Annotated in this window: 19 protein-coding genes; 5 read left to right on the top strand and 14 right to left on the bottom strand. The window is 43.6% G+C overall.

Annotation, left to right across the window (positions count from 1 at the left end; all coding sequences use genetic code 11):
• The first annotated feature begins 330 nt into the window (after positions 1 to 330).
• From NST25_RS10870 to NST25_RS10860, 3 genes are all read left to right on the top strand, one after another.
• Positions 331 to 2,076 (top strand): SNF2-related protein, encoded by a 1,746-nt coding sequence (locus NST25_RS10870; RefSeq protein WP_076129985.1) that lies wholly within the window; start codon positions 331 to 333, stop codon positions 2,074 to 2,076.
• Positions 2,073 to 3,137, top strand: a complete 1,065-nt coding sequence (locus NST25_RS10865; RefSeq protein ID WP_076129984.1) for a YqhG family protein — start codon at positions 2,073 to 2,075, stop codon at positions 3,135 to 3,137. Before NST25_RS10870 ends, NST25_RS10865 begins: the two co-directional genes overlap by 4 nt.
• A gap of 157 nt (positions 3,138 to 3,294) precedes the next feature.
• A complete protein-coding gene (locus tag NST25_RS10860) occupies positions 3,295 to 4,317 on the top strand; it encodes a hypothetical protein (RefSeq protein WP_076129983.1) in 1,023 nt (340 codons plus the stop codon).
• A 68-nt stretch (positions 4,318 to 4,385) separates the two neighbouring features.
• Here NST25_RS10860 and NST25_RS10855 read toward each other — a convergent pair whose 3' ends face one another.
• Positions 4,386 to 4,574 carry a YqzE family protein gene (locus NST25_RS10855; protein WP_036689445.1) on the bottom strand — a complete coding sequence of 63 codons (189 nt, stop codon included), beginning with the start codon at positions 4,572 to 4,574 and terminating at the stop codon, positions 4,386 to 4,388.
• A 183-nt stretch (positions 4,575 to 4,757) separates the two neighbouring features.
• On the opposite strand from NST25_RS10855, the gene NST25_RS10850 reads away from it, so the two are divergent.
• Complete coding sequence (locus tag NST25_RS10850; RefSeq protein ID WP_248549233.1) at positions 4,758 to 5,510, top strand: N-acetylmuramoyl-L-alanine amidase; 753 nt, start codon at positions 4,758 to 4,760, stop codon at positions 5,508 to 5,510.
• On the opposite strand, the gene NST25_RS10845 is transcribed toward NST25_RS10850, so the two are convergent.
• The 3 genes from NST25_RS10845 to NST25_RS10835 all read right to left on the bottom strand — a co-directional run bounded on the left by NST25_RS10845 (position 5,497) and on the right by NST25_RS10835 (position 8,375).
• The gene (locus NST25_RS10845; RefSeq protein WP_248549234.1) at positions 5,497 to 6,357 is read right to left on the bottom strand and encodes a divergent polysaccharide deacetylase family protein; all 861 of its coding nucleotides are present in this window, start codon (positions 6,355 to 6,357) and stop codon (positions 5,497 to 5,499) included. The two genes, NST25_RS10850 and NST25_RS10845, sit on opposite strands and share 14 nt — an antisense overlap.
• Before the next feature lie 105 nt (positions 6,358 to 6,462).
• Positions 6,463 to 7,548: a glycerol dehydrogenase gene (locus NST25_RS10840; protein WP_339190509.1), complete on the bottom strand. Its 1,086-nt coding sequence runs from the start codon at positions 7,546 to 7,548 to the stop codon at positions 6,463 to 6,465.
• A gap of 83 nt (positions 7,549 to 7,631) precedes the next feature.
• Positions 7,632 to 8,375: an SDR family oxidoreductase gene (locus tag NST25_RS10835; protein WP_339190508.1), complete on the bottom strand. Its 744-nt coding sequence runs from the start codon at positions 8,373 to 8,375 to the stop codon at positions 7,632 to 7,634.
• A gap of 68 nt (positions 8,376 to 8,443) precedes the next feature.
• Between NST25_RS10835 and NST25_RS10830 the strand changes: the two genes are divergently transcribed.
• Complete coding sequence (locus NST25_RS10830) at positions 8,444 to 8,875, top strand: hypothetical protein (protein WP_340393973.1); 432 nt, start codon at positions 8,444 to 8,446, stop codon at positions 8,873 to 8,875.
• Between the two features lie 341 nt (positions 8,876 to 9,216).
• Here NST25_RS10830 and NST25_RS10825 read toward each other — a convergent pair whose 3' ends face one another.
• The 10 genes from NST25_RS10825 to NST25_RS10780 form a co-directional block, all read right to left on the bottom strand.
• Positions 9,217 to 9,807 (bottom strand): TetR family transcriptional regulator, encoded by a 591-nt coding sequence (locus tag NST25_RS10825; RefSeq protein WP_076186459.1) that lies wholly within the window; start codon positions 9,805 to 9,807, stop codon positions 9,217 to 9,219.
• A 465-nt stretch (positions 9,808 to 10,272) separates the two neighbouring features.
• Positions 10,273 to 11,202, bottom strand: a complete 930-nt coding sequence (locus tag NST25_RS10820) for an alpha/beta hydrolase (protein WP_340393972.1) — start codon at positions 11,200 to 11,202, stop codon at positions 10,273 to 10,275.
• A gap of 68 nt (positions 11,203 to 11,270) precedes the next feature.
• On the bottom strand, positions 11,271 to 11,678 hold the full coding sequence (locus NST25_RS10815; protein WP_051491619.1) for a MerR family transcriptional regulator: 408 nt from the start codon (positions 11,676 to 11,678) through the stop codon (positions 11,271 to 11,273).
• 175 nt (positions 11,679 to 11,853) lie between these two features.
• Complete coding sequence (locus tag NST25_RS10810; RefSeq protein ID WP_340393970.1) at positions 11,854 to 12,279, bottom strand: DinB family protein; 426 nt, start codon at positions 12,277 to 12,279, stop codon at positions 11,854 to 11,856.
• A 3-nt stretch (positions 12,280 to 12,282) separates the two neighbouring features.
• Entirely contained in the window at positions 12,283 to 12,810 is a 528-nt protein-coding gene (locus tag NST25_RS10805; RefSeq protein WP_076280563.1) for a pyridoxamine 5'-phosphate oxidase family protein, read from the bottom strand.
• Between the two features lie 44 nt (positions 12,811 to 12,854).
• Positions 12,855 to 13,634: an ABC transporter ATP-binding protein gene (locus NST25_RS10800; protein ID WP_340393969.1), complete on the bottom strand. Its 780-nt coding sequence runs from the start codon at positions 13,632 to 13,634 to the stop codon at positions 12,855 to 12,857.
• 1 nt (position 13,635) lies between these two features.
• The gene (locus NST25_RS10795) at positions 13,636 to 14,625 is read right to left on the bottom strand and encodes an iron ABC transporter permease (protein ID WP_051491618.1); all 990 of its coding nucleotides are present in this window, start codon (positions 14,623 to 14,625) and stop codon (positions 13,636 to 13,638) included.
• A gap of 16 nt (positions 14,626 to 14,641) precedes the next feature.
• On the bottom strand, positions 14,642 to 15,679 hold the full coding sequence (locus NST25_RS10790; protein ID WP_081391904.1) for an ABC transporter substrate-binding protein: 1,038 nt from the start codon (positions 15,677 to 15,679) through the stop codon (positions 14,642 to 14,644).
• A gap of 232 nt (positions 15,680 to 15,911) precedes the next feature.
• A complete protein-coding gene (locus NST25_RS10785; protein WP_076280935.1) occupies positions 15,912 to 16,463 on the bottom strand; it encodes a GNAT family N-acetyltransferase in 552 nt (183 codons plus the stop codon).
• A gap of 25 nt (positions 16,464 to 16,488) precedes the next feature.
• Entirely contained in the window at positions 16,489 to 17,190 is a 702-nt protein-coding gene (locus NST25_RS10780) for a hypothetical protein (protein ID WP_076304824.1), read from the bottom strand.
• Positions 17,191 to 17,200: the final 10 nt, after the last annotated feature.

Genomic DNA, 17,200 nt, shown 5'->3' with positions numbered 1-17,200 from the left:
ACCATCCTCCACTGCTTAACAGGTGTATGTAGGAAGCTCATCTTGTCAATAACAAATACCAGCTAAGCACTCTATAAAAAATACATTTTCAAGCTTTTGTCACAATATATTGTGTGCGTCAGCTTTTAAACTATACCACATATTGTATCGAAGGTCTTATTCGAAAATAGAGTCAAGTTGCCGGATTATCGCAAACGTTGCTGCTTTTTCTCGCTCTTGCTCTCTTTTTTAAAGGCTATCGTGAAAAATAAGAGGTTATGAATTCTCTCGTTTACGAGCATACTACTCTTACGAATGGTGATATAAATCCGAGCTTGAGGAGGCTGCATTATGACGCAATTATTCCGTAATTCTCTACCCCAGCAAGGGGGAACACCCGCGCCAATACTGCCTGTTCCTCTTTCTTTTGACCGGAATTGGTTGCAAGATCTGGAGCTCAAATTGGAAAAGGGCGGCCCATGGGGAGACTACCGTTTATCTAAGCTTGCCGTACAAGGAGAGGAAACAGGTCTAGTAACGAGCTTCGATGAGCTGCAATGTATGAAGCATTTATCCGGCTTGTCCCCACTTCCCCATCAGCTGGATACAGCGCATAAGGTTCTGTTCGAAATGTCAGGCCGCGCGATTCTTGCAGATGAGGTTGGACTGGGCAAGACCATTGAAGCAGGACTAGTGCTCAAAGAATATCTCGTACGCGGTCTTGTCTCCAAAGTGCTTATTCTCGTACCTGCTTCTCTAGTATTGCAATGGGTTCGTGAGCTGAATGCGAAATTTGGCATCACTGCTGTCGCTCAGAAAAAAGCCTATTCGTGGGGCAACGCCATAGTCGTCGCATCGATGGATACCGCCAAACGAGATCCTCATAAGGAAATCTTGCTGGAAAATGAATACGATATGTTGATCATTGATGAAGCTCACAAGCTGAAGAATAAAAAATCGACCAATTATCTATTTGTACAGCAATTACGCAAAAAATATTGCCTGCTGCTCACCGCGACTCCCGTTCAGAATGATCTGGGCGAACTCTTTAATCTGATCACTATACTGAAGCCGGGGCAACTTGGAAATCAGGGCGATTTTGCCTCGAATTTCGTGGTTGATAAACGCCAGCCCAAGAATGAAGGTCAACTGCGGGACGAGCTTTCGAAGGTCATGATCCGCAATCGCCGTGGTGAAGGTCCAGTTAATTTCACGAAACGAAAAGTCCGTAATATTCCCTTAGTTCTCTCCCAAGAAGAGAAAGATTTGTATAACAGTGTTACTTCCTTTGTCAAAGACCAGTATCAGGAATCCGGCGGCAATCTTAGCAGTATGCTTTCTCTGGTAACCCTTCAACGTGAGGTGTGCAGCAGCCGGGATGCCGTCTTTATCACTTTAGTTAATTTGATCAAAAAGCTGCCTGCGGATTCCCCAAAAAGAGACCGGATGATGGAGCTGCTACAGACCCTCCGTACCGTTAAAACAAACACTAAAGCTGAAACAACCTTAGCCCTCATTCAAGAAATGAATGAAAAGGTCATCGTTTTCACGGAATATCGAGCAACTCAAGAGTATTTACTACAGTATTTCCGTGAACATGGGCTGATGTGTGTCTCTTATTCCGGCGGAATGAACCGTGGAAAAAAAGATTGGATGATGGATCTTTTCCGCGGCCGCGCTCAAGTTATGATTGCAACGGAAGCCGGTGGTGAAGGAATTAACCTGCAATTTTGCCACCATATGATCAACTTTGATCTGCCCTGGAATCCCATGCGCGTGGAGCAACGTATCGGACGTGTCCATCGGTTAGGGCAAGAAAATGACGTAGTGATCTACAACTTGTCTACGCAAGGCACGATTGAAGAACATATCCTGCATCTGCTGCATGAAAAAATCAATATGTTTGAAATGGTGATTGGCGGGCTGGATGTAATCCTGGAACGTTTTGAAAAGAAGGAATCGCTGGAGAAAAGTTTATACAAAATCATGCTCGAATCCCGCTCCGACGAAGAATTGCGGCATGAGCTGGACCATATTGGTGAATCCCTCAGTGAATTGACACAGGGTATTAAAAAAGAAAGTGGGACTGCGACATGACCCTCACCGCACAGGAAGTACGCAAGCATGTGATGGACTATCTTGAAGCCACTGAATGCTCCATCATTGAGGCTTCGCCCCTTCACGTAACTGTGAAATTATCACCTAGAGCTGACAAAATGCTTACCGACCGGCCGTATTATTGGGGATTCGTGGAGCGCACAGGTGTAGATCCTGAGACCCTTTCTTTCACCTTTGTTTTTGATCCGGAAAAATACGACAGTCAAGCTGCAGTAGAGGTTCCCCCCATTGCAAATCGTAGTGCTGGCATTTTGAATCAAGTTGTCACCGGAAGCCTAACTACAGGCGGAACAAACGATGCAGAGGCCAGCACTGACTTACTCGAATCCGCCTCCCCGGGCTCAGAAGCAGTGAATGCTCCATCTACTGACCCGGAGGAAAGTATCCTAGCCCGCTACTTCGGCATTGTGCCGGCACTCCCACGAATTGGGCCAGGAATGATCCGCAGAGAGGATATTATTTACGGAAGCAAGCGATTGCAACAGATTTGGAACGCCGCTCGGGACGAAGGGAAATGCCTTTACTTATTTGAGGACCCGGGCAGCAGGCAGCGAAACACGCTGTTCTCTGCCGCTTACGAGCCATGGCTTAGTGTCTGCTATAAAGTGGAGATGAGCTGCGATTTGAAACGTGAAGAACTCCATTATCTTGGCATCTCCCTAACAAAGGGAACCATCATTGATGACTTTAATGCAAAAGTTTCCACAAAAGAGATGATGCCACGCTTACCGGAAAATGTGCATATCCAGCCTTATGAAATGACAGTAGCAGCCGCTACCGACTTATTGGAAACTCATCTTACCGCTCAGTTAGCCGAACTGGACTACACTTGGGCAGAACAGGCACGTGAGCGGCTAAGGGTTGAACTGGACATCATTGATGTCTATTATGGAGAGTTGCTGAAGGAGCCTGACGAAGAAAAACGCCTAGCGACTCAAGAGCAGTATAATCGGCGTCGACAAGAGACCATTTGGCAATATGAGCCGCAAATCGCAGTTTCTGCGGTGACCTATGGACTGTTTCATCTGCGGAGCCTATAGAATGCGACCCTACTCGCTAAAAGCAGGCAAAAAAACAAGGGAAATGCCGCCTTCCGGCGCGACAGCAAGCAACAGCCTTTTTATAGCTTGTCCTCTACAATAAAAAGGAAGCTTTTTACTTTCTGATATTTCATAACAAAGAAAGGTGAACGACGCCATGAAAATAAGTGTACGGCGGAGGCTGCTTCTTGCAGGTCAAAGCTGCTTCCTCCTGCTTCTATGCATCGGACTCATCGCAACGAGCTCCGGTTCCTCTTCTGCGCTTGCCGCTTCCAGAGTAAGTGTAGTTGATTCAGTCACACAGGATTTGATACCTGTACTGCAGATGGATATCTTACCTTCACCCGGTACGGTCCAAGAATTTGCCAAGAGTACACTGAACAAGCTCGCAGCAGAAGCTCCATTTACAGCCTGGAAGGACGCAGGAATAGAATATTATCCTCTGGGTCCAGGTACTCATAGCTGGCTTGTCAACGTTATGAAAGGTGAACAGCGGATCGGCTACATGATCATTTCCGCTACGGATCAAGGTGGTTATATGCTTAGCGAATATGGAACTGGCACTTACGGACTCCCCTATAGTTTATTAGAACTGCGCCAATTTTTGGTGCAGGAAGGACTTATACCTTCATCTTATACAGGAAAAATAAAACTCACAGCCTTATATGCACCACTTCTACCCGTATGGAAAATCGTCATTGACGATAAGACAATATTTATCAATGCTTCCGTGCCGCAAGTTTTACCGTGGACGCTAAGTAAAGCGGAAGAAGTGCTTAAAGGACAGCAGACAGAAACGGATGTAATCACTAACCTAACTACTGATTTGTCTCCGCTTTCGGTATATCAAAGCGGGGGAACAGATGATCCTTATAAAGATATCATGTGGTTGACCTCCCCAAAACTGCTTGCTGTAGACGGTGACAATATCGCCGCACTGATTCGTCCCAAGGAAAGTATTGCTTATCAAGCCGCTGGCCGAAATGATATCGTAGGGGCACCTTTCATGATTACAGGTTATCAAAACTGGTTGCCTGCTTCGAATAAAACACAAGCAATAAACAACATGCCTACCGTTTATGCAGCATCAGGGCCAGAAGGAAGACGGTATTTGCCACTCACTGCCTTGCAGGCTATCGGAACACTACACAAGCTGCCCGACAAAAATATCTATAACTAAACATAACAAATAACCTTCCGCTGCCACCCTCGACAAGGCACTGGAAGGTTATTTGTTATTTGTGAAATTCAATCCTTATCACTGTGGCTCCATTTGCTTCGCCAAATCGACCAACCAAGCGGAAGCATACCGAACCATTTCTGTGACCACGGCTGCTTTGTAGCCGCTCTACGAGCATGAATGGCACGCGGATCCTCGATATAAACAACTACCTTCTCAGTGATATACTTTACAAGCTCATCGCCGCCGGAAGCCATTTGTAACACCTCCTACATTGTAAGTGAATTAAGATAGCCAGCGTCGTTCCATGCTCTTAGTGTGCACCACCGAGCATATATCTAAACTCTTGTCTCGAATTGTTCGAATAGGTTTACCTATTAAAGCACAATCTAACAAAGAATCTAGGGCACGAGGTTATTCACATGCAAGGAGGAGTTCATTTGAACAATGGGAGAAATAAAGCTTATTCCAAGACAGCAGCTGCAATATGTAGCTTGCGTATTACTTTAACCACAGTTGGACTTCTAATGCTGTTTATGGGGAGTGCATATGCTTCTGCAACTCCATCCAAACCCGTAGTGAATGATGAACGTCAGCATCTCTTAAGCCACGGTCACCGGATGATCTTAATTGACGCAGGACATGGGGGGATCGACGGAGGAACTTCCTACGGGAACATTCTTGAAAAGGATATTACATTAGATATCTCACGCCGATTATTTCTGCTGCTGCGCAGCGATGGATTTGACGTTGCCTTAAATCGTAATGGAGATTACGCTCCAAGCGATGAGAACCGCTGGCTGCGCAGTAAATCCCGGCATCTGCGCGACCTTGCCCAGCGTAAAGAGCTGGCTGAGACATTACCAGCTACTGTAGTCGTCAGCATCCATGTTAACTGGGCACCTTCACCATCCAAGCATGGTCCGCTTGTATTATATCGCCAAGAAGGGCGCAGCTTTATCCTCGCCCAGACCATTCAGCAACAATTAAACAGTCTCTATAATATCCAGGCAGAGACAAGACCGGGTAAACCTTTTTATTTACTCAACAAAATAACCGCCACAACCGTAATTGTTGAGGCGGGTTTTGTAAGCAGTCCGACAGATCGCGAAAAGCTGTGCACCCCTAAAGGGCAACAAGAAATTGCTGAAGCAATTGCTGGCGGCATAGTAGCTTATCTTATGGAAGTGTAGGATTCGAGTTCCATTTCATTTCGTTTTTAACGAGATCAGATATGCCTATAAATTCAACATCACCTTTTATTTGCTCAACACCGCTGCGGATGCCTGCGGCGGTTTCTTTTCCATATACACCAACATGACCAATGGTTACGCAGAATCGTTGATCCTTCGCCAGATTATTTACTAGACCCATTTGTTTCAGCACATGATTAGCTGTGTGTGTATCATCCAAAAAGATATGGTTCTCTACGCGCGGCAGCCCCATTCGATAAGCCATATTGCCAGCAACAGAACGGTAGTTGGTCTTACTGTCCACAAAAAACAATCCCCGCTCTTTGCAGACGGCTAAAATCACACCCATAATCCGTTCGTCCCCGGTAATCTTAGAGCCCATATGGTTGTTTATACCGATAGCATAAGGCACATTATCGAGCGCGGCTTCCACCTTTTGACGCACTTCTTCATCAGACATCTTAGCCAGTATAGCTCCCGGTCCAAGCCATTTAGGATTACCCTGGCGGGGCTCCATTGGCAAATGGACCAGAACATCATCTCCGCGTTCATGCGCGCGTGTGGCGTCCTTCACAGATGTAGGCAAAAAGGGCATAACCGCCACAGTAAGCTTTATTGGCAGCGAAAACATTTCATCCGTCCCTTTCATGCCATTGCCGAAATCGTCAATAATAATTACGACCTTATTACGTTGAGATGTCTTCTCTTCACTTGGTGTGTTTGTAGGGTTGTCTCTGGACTCGGCAGCTGAAACAGACGGTGCCATGGGAGCGATTAAAGTAACCATTAGAGCAGCAACAGCAATCCAAATTAGTAAATAACGATTAAACTTTCGACTGTCCTTCATCAAGAGGAACGCCTCCTTCGTCTTAAACAATTATTCTCATTGTTTGGTTCACGAAGGTTAAATATGTACGGGGAGGGTTCGCAATAATTTACAATCGGGCTTTTTCTATTGTCCCCGCGCGTCTGCGGCAAGAATTGCTTCCAGCACATCCACAGCTTGAACTTCAAAGGGCATATTCCAGATGGGGCTATCCTCAGAACAGCTAGCTTCCGCCACCATCATCAATGGATCAATATCCTTACTGGTAATTCCAAGATCGTTGAGAGTAACGGGAAGACCGATTTTTTTGCAGAAACCAATCACCTGATCAATCTCTTCATATGGTGCTTTCTCCAGTACAAGCTGAACGATCGTAGCAAAAGCAACCTTTTCACCATGAAGAGTATTCCTGCATTCCTCATGCAGCGTCAATCCATTATGAATCGCATGCGCCGCAGCAAGTCCTCCACTTTCAAACCCAATGCCACTCAAGTAAATATTGGCTTCAATGATATGTTCCACCGCAGGAGAGGTGATGCCTTGCTTAACATCTTTTAATGCCGTTTCACCCTCTGCAAGAAGGGTATCCAGACAGGCACGAGCTAATGAAAGGGCTGCAATTGTGCTAGTCCCACCTGCGTGTGTAATTGCCCCAGATTCTCGACAAGCTCTTGCTTCGTAAAAAGTGGACAAAGCGTCTCCCATTCCGGCAACAAGTAATCTTGCAGGAGCTTTAGCAATGATATCGACATCTACGATAACCAGATCAGGATTTCTTTTTAATGGAAGATAACAGTCAAAGTCTCCCTCATCCGTATACAACACTGATAAAGCACTGCAAGGTGCATCCGTTGAAGCCACTGTGGGTACAATAACTACCGGGAGGTTACTCATGTGGCTTACTGCTTTTGCCGTATCTAAGGTCTTGCCGCCGCCAATCCCTATAATGACTTCGGTATCCTTCAAGCCAATTGCGGTTACTAACTCATTAACCTGATTACGGCTACAATCGCCCTTGAATTCACACATCACTAGTGGCATTTCGTTCATTTCAAAACTGTATGTGATCTCTTTTTTGTACACAGAGAAAATATAAGGATCAATAATGGCATAAGCTCTTGTCGCTCCAAGCTGCAAACAATAATCTCCCAGCTTACGAATTTCACCATGTCCTTGTATATATTTAGTCGGTGAGCAGATGATCCGCGTCATGGTTTCACTCCTCCTTTTATTTACATTCATTTTAGAAGGATTGACCACATTCAGCTATTAAAAAGATCCCTTTAACCACCAGCTTAAATAAATCCACCATTGACACGGATCGTCTGACCTGTAACCCACTGTGATTCTTTGCTGGCTAAGAACAACACAATGTTTGAGATATCCTCAGGCTCGCCTAAACGTCCAAAGGAATTCATATTCCCCACGGTCGCAATCTCTTCCGCTGATTTCCCTACGGTAAATAACTCCGTATTCACAGGTCCAGGTGAAACAGCATTGATAGTGATTCCTTTTCGTCCAAATTCTTTGGCCAGCTGACGAGTGATTTGTTCCACTGCTCCCTTAGTTCCTGCATAGACGCTGTAGGTCGGGAACATTTGACCCGTAACGGAAGTTGAAAAATTGATAATCCGTCCGTTATCATTCATATATTTAGCTGCTTGCTGGCAAGCAAAAAAGGTGCCTTTTACATTTATCGCAAACTGCTTGTCGAAATCTTCTTCCGTCATATTTAGTATCGGCTTCGTAATCATAATCCCGGCGTTGTTGACGAGAATGTCGAGTTGTCCATAGGCTTCTAGTGTGGTTTGGAATAATTGTTCAAGTTCTGCCACCTGGCTGATGTCTGCCCGAATAGCGACGGCCTCTCCACCCTTCAGGTTAATACCGGTTACGACTTCCTCTGCTTTGCCGGGGTTACTCGAATAGTTAACGACCACCTTCGCACCCTGTTGTGCCAAGTTCTCCGCAATCTCCCGGCCCATGCCTCTCGATGCACCTGTTACTAATGCTACTTTTCCAGCTAAATTCTGATTCATAATTACTCCTCCTATTGCTTTGGCCTTCTTGTTGGTCTGATTATAAATCGATCGATTACAAATTACAAGTGACATTTTTTAATATTTGTCATTTAAAAATTGGTTTTGCACACGGGATTTATACCGTTCATTCGCCGCTAGTCGCTCAATTCAATCATATCTACGGGATTTATACCGTTCATTCGCCGCTAGTCGCTCAATTCAATCATATCTACGGGATTTATACCGTTCATTCGCCGCTAGTCGCTCAATTCAATCAAATCTACGGGATTTATACCGTTCATTCGCTACAAGTCGCTCAATTCAGCCTAATCTACGGGATTTATACCGTTCATCTGCTAGCAAATCGCTTAATTCAATCAAATCTACGGGATTTATACCGTTCATTCGCCGCTAGTCGCTCAATTCAATCATATCTACGGGATTTATACCGTTCATCTGCTAGCAAATCGCTTAATTCAATCAAATCTACGGGATTTATACCGTTCATTCGCCGCTAGTTGCTCGATTCAGCCTAATCTACGGGATTTATACCGCTCATTCGCCGCTAGTCGCTTAATTCTGACCAATCATCGGGATTTATACCGTTCATTTGCCCCTAGTTGCTCAATTCAGACTAATCTGCGGGATTTATACCGTTCATTTACTGCTAGTCCCTCGATTCAGCCTAATCTACGGGATTTATACCGTTCATCTGCTGCAAGTCGCTTAATTCTGACCAATCAACGGGATTTATACCGTTCATTTGCCCCTAGTTGCTCAATTCAGACTAATCAACGGGATTTATACCTCTTTAAGACACAAAAAAACCTCCTGAATATCAGAAGGTTTTAAGTAGATGTTACAAAGAAATCCCGGAAATAATCAAATCCCAAACGGAGGCGAAATCCTGATCAATCGTAGCCGACTGCCACTCTATAGCATGTGCTGGATGATGATACCGCGAAGTAGCATTAAAAATTGCTCTAGCCGTTACCACTGGTTCAACCACTCTATACTCTTTGGATTGTATGCCTTTTTCAATAATGCCTGCGATTTGCCCAATTAATTGATCTACGTGTAGGGTAATCATATCCACCGCTTCTAAAGTTACAGCTGCGTACATAGCAAACATTTCGGCATCATCCACAGCATAGGTGCGTTTACTACGAATCAGCGTGTCCATCCATAATCGGAGCTGCTCTTTGGCATTCCCATCAAAATGCTCTGAAATATTCTTTAAAGGCTCTGAAATATTATACTGCAACCATCTTTCGGTTACGGCTTCTCGCAAAGCAGATTTACTGGAAAAATGTCTATACAACGTACCATGACTTACTTTAAGCACCTTCGCTACATCTACAACAGAAGTCTTGTCCGGGCCAAAACGCCGGAGCACTTGTTCAGCCGCGTCCAAAATGTTTTCTTTTGATAATGGAAGATCATTCGACATATGTATTCCCCTCGCTTTCCCCTCGCTCTATCTCTGGTGGTAATTATCATAGCATATTATGTCCAAAAACGAACTGACAATATTACCACTTTGTCATTCGTTAAATCATTATCAGTATATACTCGCACCCAATTATTAAACTTAGGTCCCAGTTTAGTATCTTATTTTCCGTAGCCCCCGTACTACATGAATTCGGACTGAGGAGCCCTTATTTTCAAAAATCACCGTAATTCGCCATGCTATCGGACTCCAATGCGGCTATTCACCCAAATCCCCACCTTTTCGGCATTCTAATGTGCTAATAAGAGCTATGCAGTCCGAAAAGTTAGCCAATCACGCTAAATTGAGCAAATAGCTGCAATACGGTCCGTTACGATGAAGAAGCCCAACATCTAGCAATCCACCTTCTGCCAACCTAACGATTTCACCAAAAACCTCCTTGATCTCTCAAGAAGGCGGGGAATATCAGCTGCTTTTTTGCTCAATCCGATCTAACCTCGTCCTAACAAACTTACCGACATTCGCAATCGCTTGCTGCGCCTCTGGCAGCATATAAGCTAAAAAGTGAAAGACACTCCACATGTTCTCCCATATTTCCAGTTCTACATAAACATCCGCAGCTTGTGCTCGTTCAGCCAACCTCGTTGCATCGCTTAACAATACCTCGTGGTCACCTACTTGAACAAGTAAATCAGGTAATCCCTGCAAATCCATCCTTAAAGGAGATAATATAGGAGCTAGTTCTGTCCGAGCACCTAGATAAAATTCAATTATTCGGTTATTTCCTTTTAAGCTGCCTGTTGGATCAAACTCCGCTCGGCTCAGATACGATTCACCATCCAAATGGACGAGATCTGTATGCGGCGAGATTAAAAAAGCACCCGCCGGCAATTCCCCACCCGCATCCCGTATAGTAATCAACGTCATCAGCGCAAGGCTGGCTCCAACAGAATCCCCTCCAAGCACGACATTCCCGGCAGAATATCCATTCGCGAGCAGCCACAGATAAGCGTCTATACAATCTTCATTAGCAGCCGGATAAGTAAACTCTGGTGCCAAGCGATATTCAATGATTAGGATCTTCGTGCCACTAGATTTTGCAATTCGTGTAACCAAATCCCGATAAAATTCACAAGTCCCCGAAATAAAACCCCCACCGTGGAAATAAAGGATCACTTCATCAGCGGGTGGAGCAGAATTCACAGGAATAATCCACTCTCCGCTTAAGGGTCCAATCATGACCCGCTCGACGATAACATCCGTAGGACTGGGCATGTTCGCAGCCGTCGCGGCCATCTCCTGCCGTATTTGCCCGATAGCCTTGCTATCCCATCGGTTGCTTTGTCGCAAATAATCTTCGATCGCTGCAAGCTGCTCTGTACTTGTCTTTTCCATCTCGTAAATCCCTCCTACAATTCTTTTCAACTCAGATTGTAAAGTCTGTAGGAGACTACAAGGTCAAGTTAAGAATCCATTTTTAGGATTTCGAGCGTGGACTGTACGCCTGGGTGTTTATCTGTGGCTAACAAATTTTTCCTCAAATCTGCGAGGGCTGTTAGTTTTATTTCCTGTTTTGCAATTTCGCCACGAACTCGATCCATTTTCTTATCCACAACAGTTACAAAATCATCAATACTAATGCCGCTGCTTTCAGATTTAGTGAGTGCCTTCTTGATTTCCTTTAAAGTGAAACCACACAGTTTAGCATTATGTATAAAAACAAGGCGGCTAAGCACCTCATCCGAATAAAGACGATAACCAGCTTCCGAACGTAAGGGAGTGCTAATTAATCCGAGCTCTTCATAATACCTTAACGTCTCCATATTCACATTCGCCATTTTGGCAATTTGGCCTCGCAAGTACTCTGTCATAATCAGCGCCCCCTTAGAATCCCCTACATTATACCAAATCCAGAGGCTGCAGAGGACATCAAAAGGACATCAAAAGAACGTCAACAACTACCCAAACTCCCTTTTAAAAACTCCTTATTCACGCACAAAAAAAACGACATTTCTGCCGTTTTCTCATCAATCATTTCCCAATTCACTATACTTCACTTCGAACTGCATTTTTCTGTATGAGCGAAATCTGTCCGGCATGAATGCCTGTATGATACATAAGTCTGCCTATCGCTTCAAGCGGTGTAGATGTGCCAAAAGCCGACTCCACACTCACATTCCACGCTTCTTCCGGAAGCTCCTGCATCGCAGCAGTTAGATTCTCATTGGAAACAGTCAGCAGATCAACGAGTTCACTTAATGTAGAATATGCCGCCTTGTCGCCTTGAGGATTAGGTCTTCCAAAAAACCACTCTGCGAACATAAACTCAACCTCCGCATTATGCTGAATTAATCCCCCAATCGTAGAGTTCCCTAGCTTAAGGTTAAGATCTTCTTCCGGCAAAGCCTTCACCATTTTATGAAATCGCGTTTGCACCGCTTGCCAGATTGGCAACACTAAAGTGAAAGTCATAGATTATTTGCTCCCTTGTACAGTGGCTTCTTCGTCTTTTTTCTTGTCGATCACCACATGGTTGAACAGGTTCGCATCTACGTCGATGTCAAAGGCCAAGCCAAAACCAACAACATAACGCCCTTGGACAGGGGTCAATTCAAACAATGAAAAATCCAATCCACGCAGCAAATTCACCATTGCCGCCCCATGATCAGCATTAAACAATTCAAAGATCTCCTCATACCCGTCATTCCCGATATTGCTTGATGTGCAATTCCACCGCACACGTTCCGTTGCAAATTTATTATTCGTCGCAGACTCATCTGCAATTAGAAGCGCATCTACAAAATCGTTATTTTCCATATATCTGTAATGCTCGGCGATCTTACTAATGTAGATATACAGCTTGCCTTCATGCTTAACAAAAGGAGCATAGCTGATAAAAGGTTTTCCTTCGTCATCAATCAAGCTCAAAATCAGATTTTTACGATTCGCAATAAATTGCAAATAGTTTTCTTTATTTTTTTCAACATCTACAGGCTTCTTCATTATAAAATCCCTCCATTAATAGGTTATGTAATCTAGCCACGAATCTAGCGAATGGTGCTTAGCAAATGAATACGAGGTTTCGTCTCTGTAGGAACATATTGAACTTCGGCATCCATTCGGTATATATCCCGGATCATATCGGTGGTCATAACTTCATTTGGTGTCCCATACATCGCTTTTTCACCCGCCTGCACCACAACAATACTATCACTATAGGTAGAGGCTTGATTGAGGTCATGCAACACCATCACGACAGTCATTCCCATGTCTTGATTTAGCTCACGTACTAACTCAAGAACTTCATGCTGATGCGAAATATCCAAGTAAGTGATCGGTTCGTCAAGCAACATAACCAAAGGACGCTGCGCCAAGGCCATAGCAATCCAAGCACGCTGTGATTCACCACCGGATAACGAGGAAACGGCTCGATCCTTATAATCCTTTAAATGTGTCTTCTCCAGTGCCCAGTCGACAATGTCCATATCCTCATGATTTAATTTTTCGAACCATTTTTTATGTGGATACCTTCCATAGGAGACGAGATCGATCACAGTCATATCATTAGGTGCTTGGTTCTTCTGGCTCAGCATACACATTTTTCGAGCGACTTGTTTGGCAGTCATAGACTTTAGATCCGTACCCTCGAGTGTGACCGCACCCGTATGATATGGAATTAGCCGTGATACCGCCTTAAGCAATGTAGATTTACCTGAGCCGTTTGGTCCTATAATCGAGACGATTTCACCCTTTTTTACGGAAAAAGAGAAGTTGTTAATAATGTTTTTCTGCTCATACCGGATTGAAATAGAATCGACAGTAAACATGTTAGAACGCCTTCTTTCTCATCAGGTATAGAAAATAAGGTCCACCGATCACCGCCATAAGGATACCCGCAGGAATATCTAAAGGTGCAAATAGGGTACGTCCACCTGTATCTGCTATCAACAATACCAATGCACCAAGTCCCATACTCATCGGCAAAAGAAATTTATAGTCTGAACCCACCAACAATCGAGCCATATGTGGCACAACAAGCCCTACAAAGCCAATCATCCCAATAGCCGCTACAGAGATAGCCGCTAGAAATACTGCCAGCAAGGAAAGTAGAATACGAATTCGGTCCACATTTTCACCTAAATTCGAAGCTACCTGATCCCCTAAACGTATAATATTCGCCTTGCGGATCGCGAAAAAGGATAAGATCCAGCCTGCTATGGCATACGGGAAAACCATCATCAAAGCATTGTTCCCTTTAGCAGCCAGACTGCCGTTTAACCATTGGACCGCTGCCGGAAGTCTGTCGCTGTACATGATGGTCAGGAGTCCTATTAATCCCCCACAAAGAGCATTCACAGCAACTCCTGATAAAATAATAGTGATGGGCGAAATGCCGGTTCTTCTCCACGCTAATGCATATACAATCCCTGCAGCGATTAGTCCACCCACAAAAGCCGCAATTGGAATGAACTCCGTATATTGTGGGGCTGCAAGCATAATGACAAGCACACATGCAGCCGCTCCACTCGTTACACCGGTCAATCCTGGATCAGCAAGTGGGTTGCCCATCACGGCTTGCAGAAGAGCACCCGAAACCGCGATATTTGCCCCAATGATCATCGCCAGTAATACACGCGGCAAACGAATATCCCATATGATGGTCGCATTCACCGCTTTTGCCGCTGAACCAAAGATCGTGCTTAGGATGTCTGGTATAGGAATGTATACTGAGCCTAGTCCAATCGCAATTATAGCGGCAACGAGCGCAAGTGCTAACGTTACAATAACAATAATTCTGCTACGAGATGTATTTATCACTTGCTGTCTCCTTTAATTATTCATAGAAGTATTTTGCAATTTCGGTTAAGGCTGTCTCCGCGTTAATAATCGAAGTGACACCGAATACACTGTAATCTAGAATGTTGATTTTGTTATTTGCATAAGCCGAAAGCTTTGTCCAAGTTTCATTTTTCTCTATTTCTTTTTTGAACTTATCCTCAGTCGCTCCGTGATCGCCTGAAGCGAGTACGAGAATGATGTCTGGATCAGCGGCTACAATGTTCTCCATATTGATAGGTGAGTAAGTGTCAGTAACTTGCAATACAGAAGTTGCGATGTTATCAGCACCAAGCTTTTTAACCAAGCTACCTAAATAAGATTTCTCACTCATGACCATAAAGGAATCTGCGGTTCCGATTACGAGCAGCACGCTTGGCAGTTCTTTACCTTCTGCTAATTGACTCAGCTCATTTTCTTTGTCCAAAATCTTAGTTAAAGCAGCATTCATTTCATCTTTTTTATTAAAATAAGTGCCTAATACTTTGAGACTAAGCTTTAGATCCTCGAATGATTCTGTTCTCAAATATGCTTTTTGTAGGTCGATTCCTTCTAGCGATTTGTCCAACGTGCTGCGAAGAGATTCCGCTCCCAGCAGCAAGTCTGGTTCGAGTTTTGTTACTACCTCCAGATCCGGCGCCATAGGTGATCCAATACGATCAATTGTTTCGAAATCAGCAGGGATTGGATTCGTTGAAGTTGGTACACCTACCGGTGTTATGCCGAGCAAATAAAGCATTTCTGTTAACGGTACAGAAGTTGTTACAATACGCTCCGGTACTTTGGCTGGGAATTGGCTTAACGCTTCGTTGAACAACGCTTCATCCACACCATCATTCTCCAGACTGTACACCTTGCCGGCAGCTTCCGCTGTATTTGCTACTTCTGTAGTTTTTGCTGCATTTGCTTCTTTCGATTCATTAGCAGTTGTATTCGTTACCGCTTCATTTTTTGGATTGTCCGCTGTATTTGTAGACGAACATGCAGTCATTGCCGTAAGCGCTGCAATAACCAGTAGTACTAATATTTTTTTCAAAATCTATCCCTCCAAATATGTATATTTATACGTTTCATGTAGTGATAATGATTTTCATTTTCACTCATCGTTTCCTATGATAATCGTTATCAATGAGAAGTGTCAAGAATTTTATTTTAATTTTAAATAAGAAGGAATTTCATTATTGTCCGTTGAAGCCAACTAGCATTTCTAATAAAAAAGCCACGCCCTATGGGCGTGACTTCAAATAGTGGTGCATGAAATCCAAGCGTTAGTTAGTAACTCCCGTATTTAATATCCCATAATGAATAAGGTCTACAAACTCATTCTCTTTATAAATATGCTGTAACAAAACGCCTTCTTTCAGCATGCCAGATTTTTGCATAACTCGTCCCGAACCAGGATTTGAAGCAAAGAATCTGGCGTACACTTTGTGATAATGTTTTTCTGTAAAAGCAAAATTAATGACCGCTTTTGTTGCTTCTGTAGCATATCCATTACCCCAGTGTTCCTCGCCTATCCAATATCCAAGCTCGCCATTTCTGTGTGTCCGGTTATTTCTCAAACCTATAGCACCATACAGTTCGTTTGTATTTTTATCAGTAATAGCGAATTCATATGAATTATCATTATTGAACTCAACTTCATGTGTTTCAATCCATGATAATGCACAATCAATAGGGTATGGATAAGGTAGAGTTAATGTACTTTTGTAAACATTATAATTATTGCAGAGCTCACTGACACGCTGTGCATCAGACAATGCAAAAGGTCTTAAAATCAATCTTTCAGTAGTAATTGTTCTCTTCTCTGAATTGTACAATGGTGTCCCCCCGTTAAACTAATTATTATAAAACAAATACAAGCCAGATAAACAGAAAACTTGGCCACCACTGCTTGCCCGCTTTCACAAACAGCCAGCCAAATACCAAAGAAAAAGCAGTAATATACAAGCCGCTTTGCAGACCATGCGTCAAATGACCTAATCCCCAAGTCAGCATTAAACCTATTCCCCCATAAGGAAGAGAAGGATTCTTAAACCATACTTCTCCTGCACGCTGCATTAGCGCAACCAATAGTACAACTAGTACAGCTTCCACAATGTAATATATGTTTTGAACCAAGGCAACCCATATGCCCATAAAACCATGTTCTAACTTGAAGTTTTCATATTCTCTATAAATCTGTGGAATGCTCTCCCCATTAATCCAAAATTCCAACACAGCGAACAAAAAGCTTGATATAAAAGCTACAATTAACAAAGGAATGACCTTAGAGCTCCAATGAAAAGATATAACCTGTTCAATCATCTTCCTCTTCCTGAACCAAAGTAGAAACATCATAGCTCCTACTGCCCACAATAGGGTAACTATGCTCCAATGAACAACTAGTACGTACCAAGGGCTGACAAAAAAGTCGTCTATATTAAACAAATCCCCCCATAACCATTGATCTAATCCCATGATGAACATATCCATTCCTAACATTAAAAATACAAGCATTCCTAATAAAAAATATTGAATTCCTGATATATTCCCTTTTTCTTTCACGAAACCTCTC

The organism is Paenibacillus sp. FSL E2-0190 (assembly GCF_037992965.1).
GTDB lineage: Bacteria > Bacillota > Bacilli > Paenibacillales > Paenibacillaceae > Paenibacillus_AQ > Paenibacillus_AQ odorifer.
This window is presented reverse-complemented; position numbering and strand designations above follow the sequence as displayed.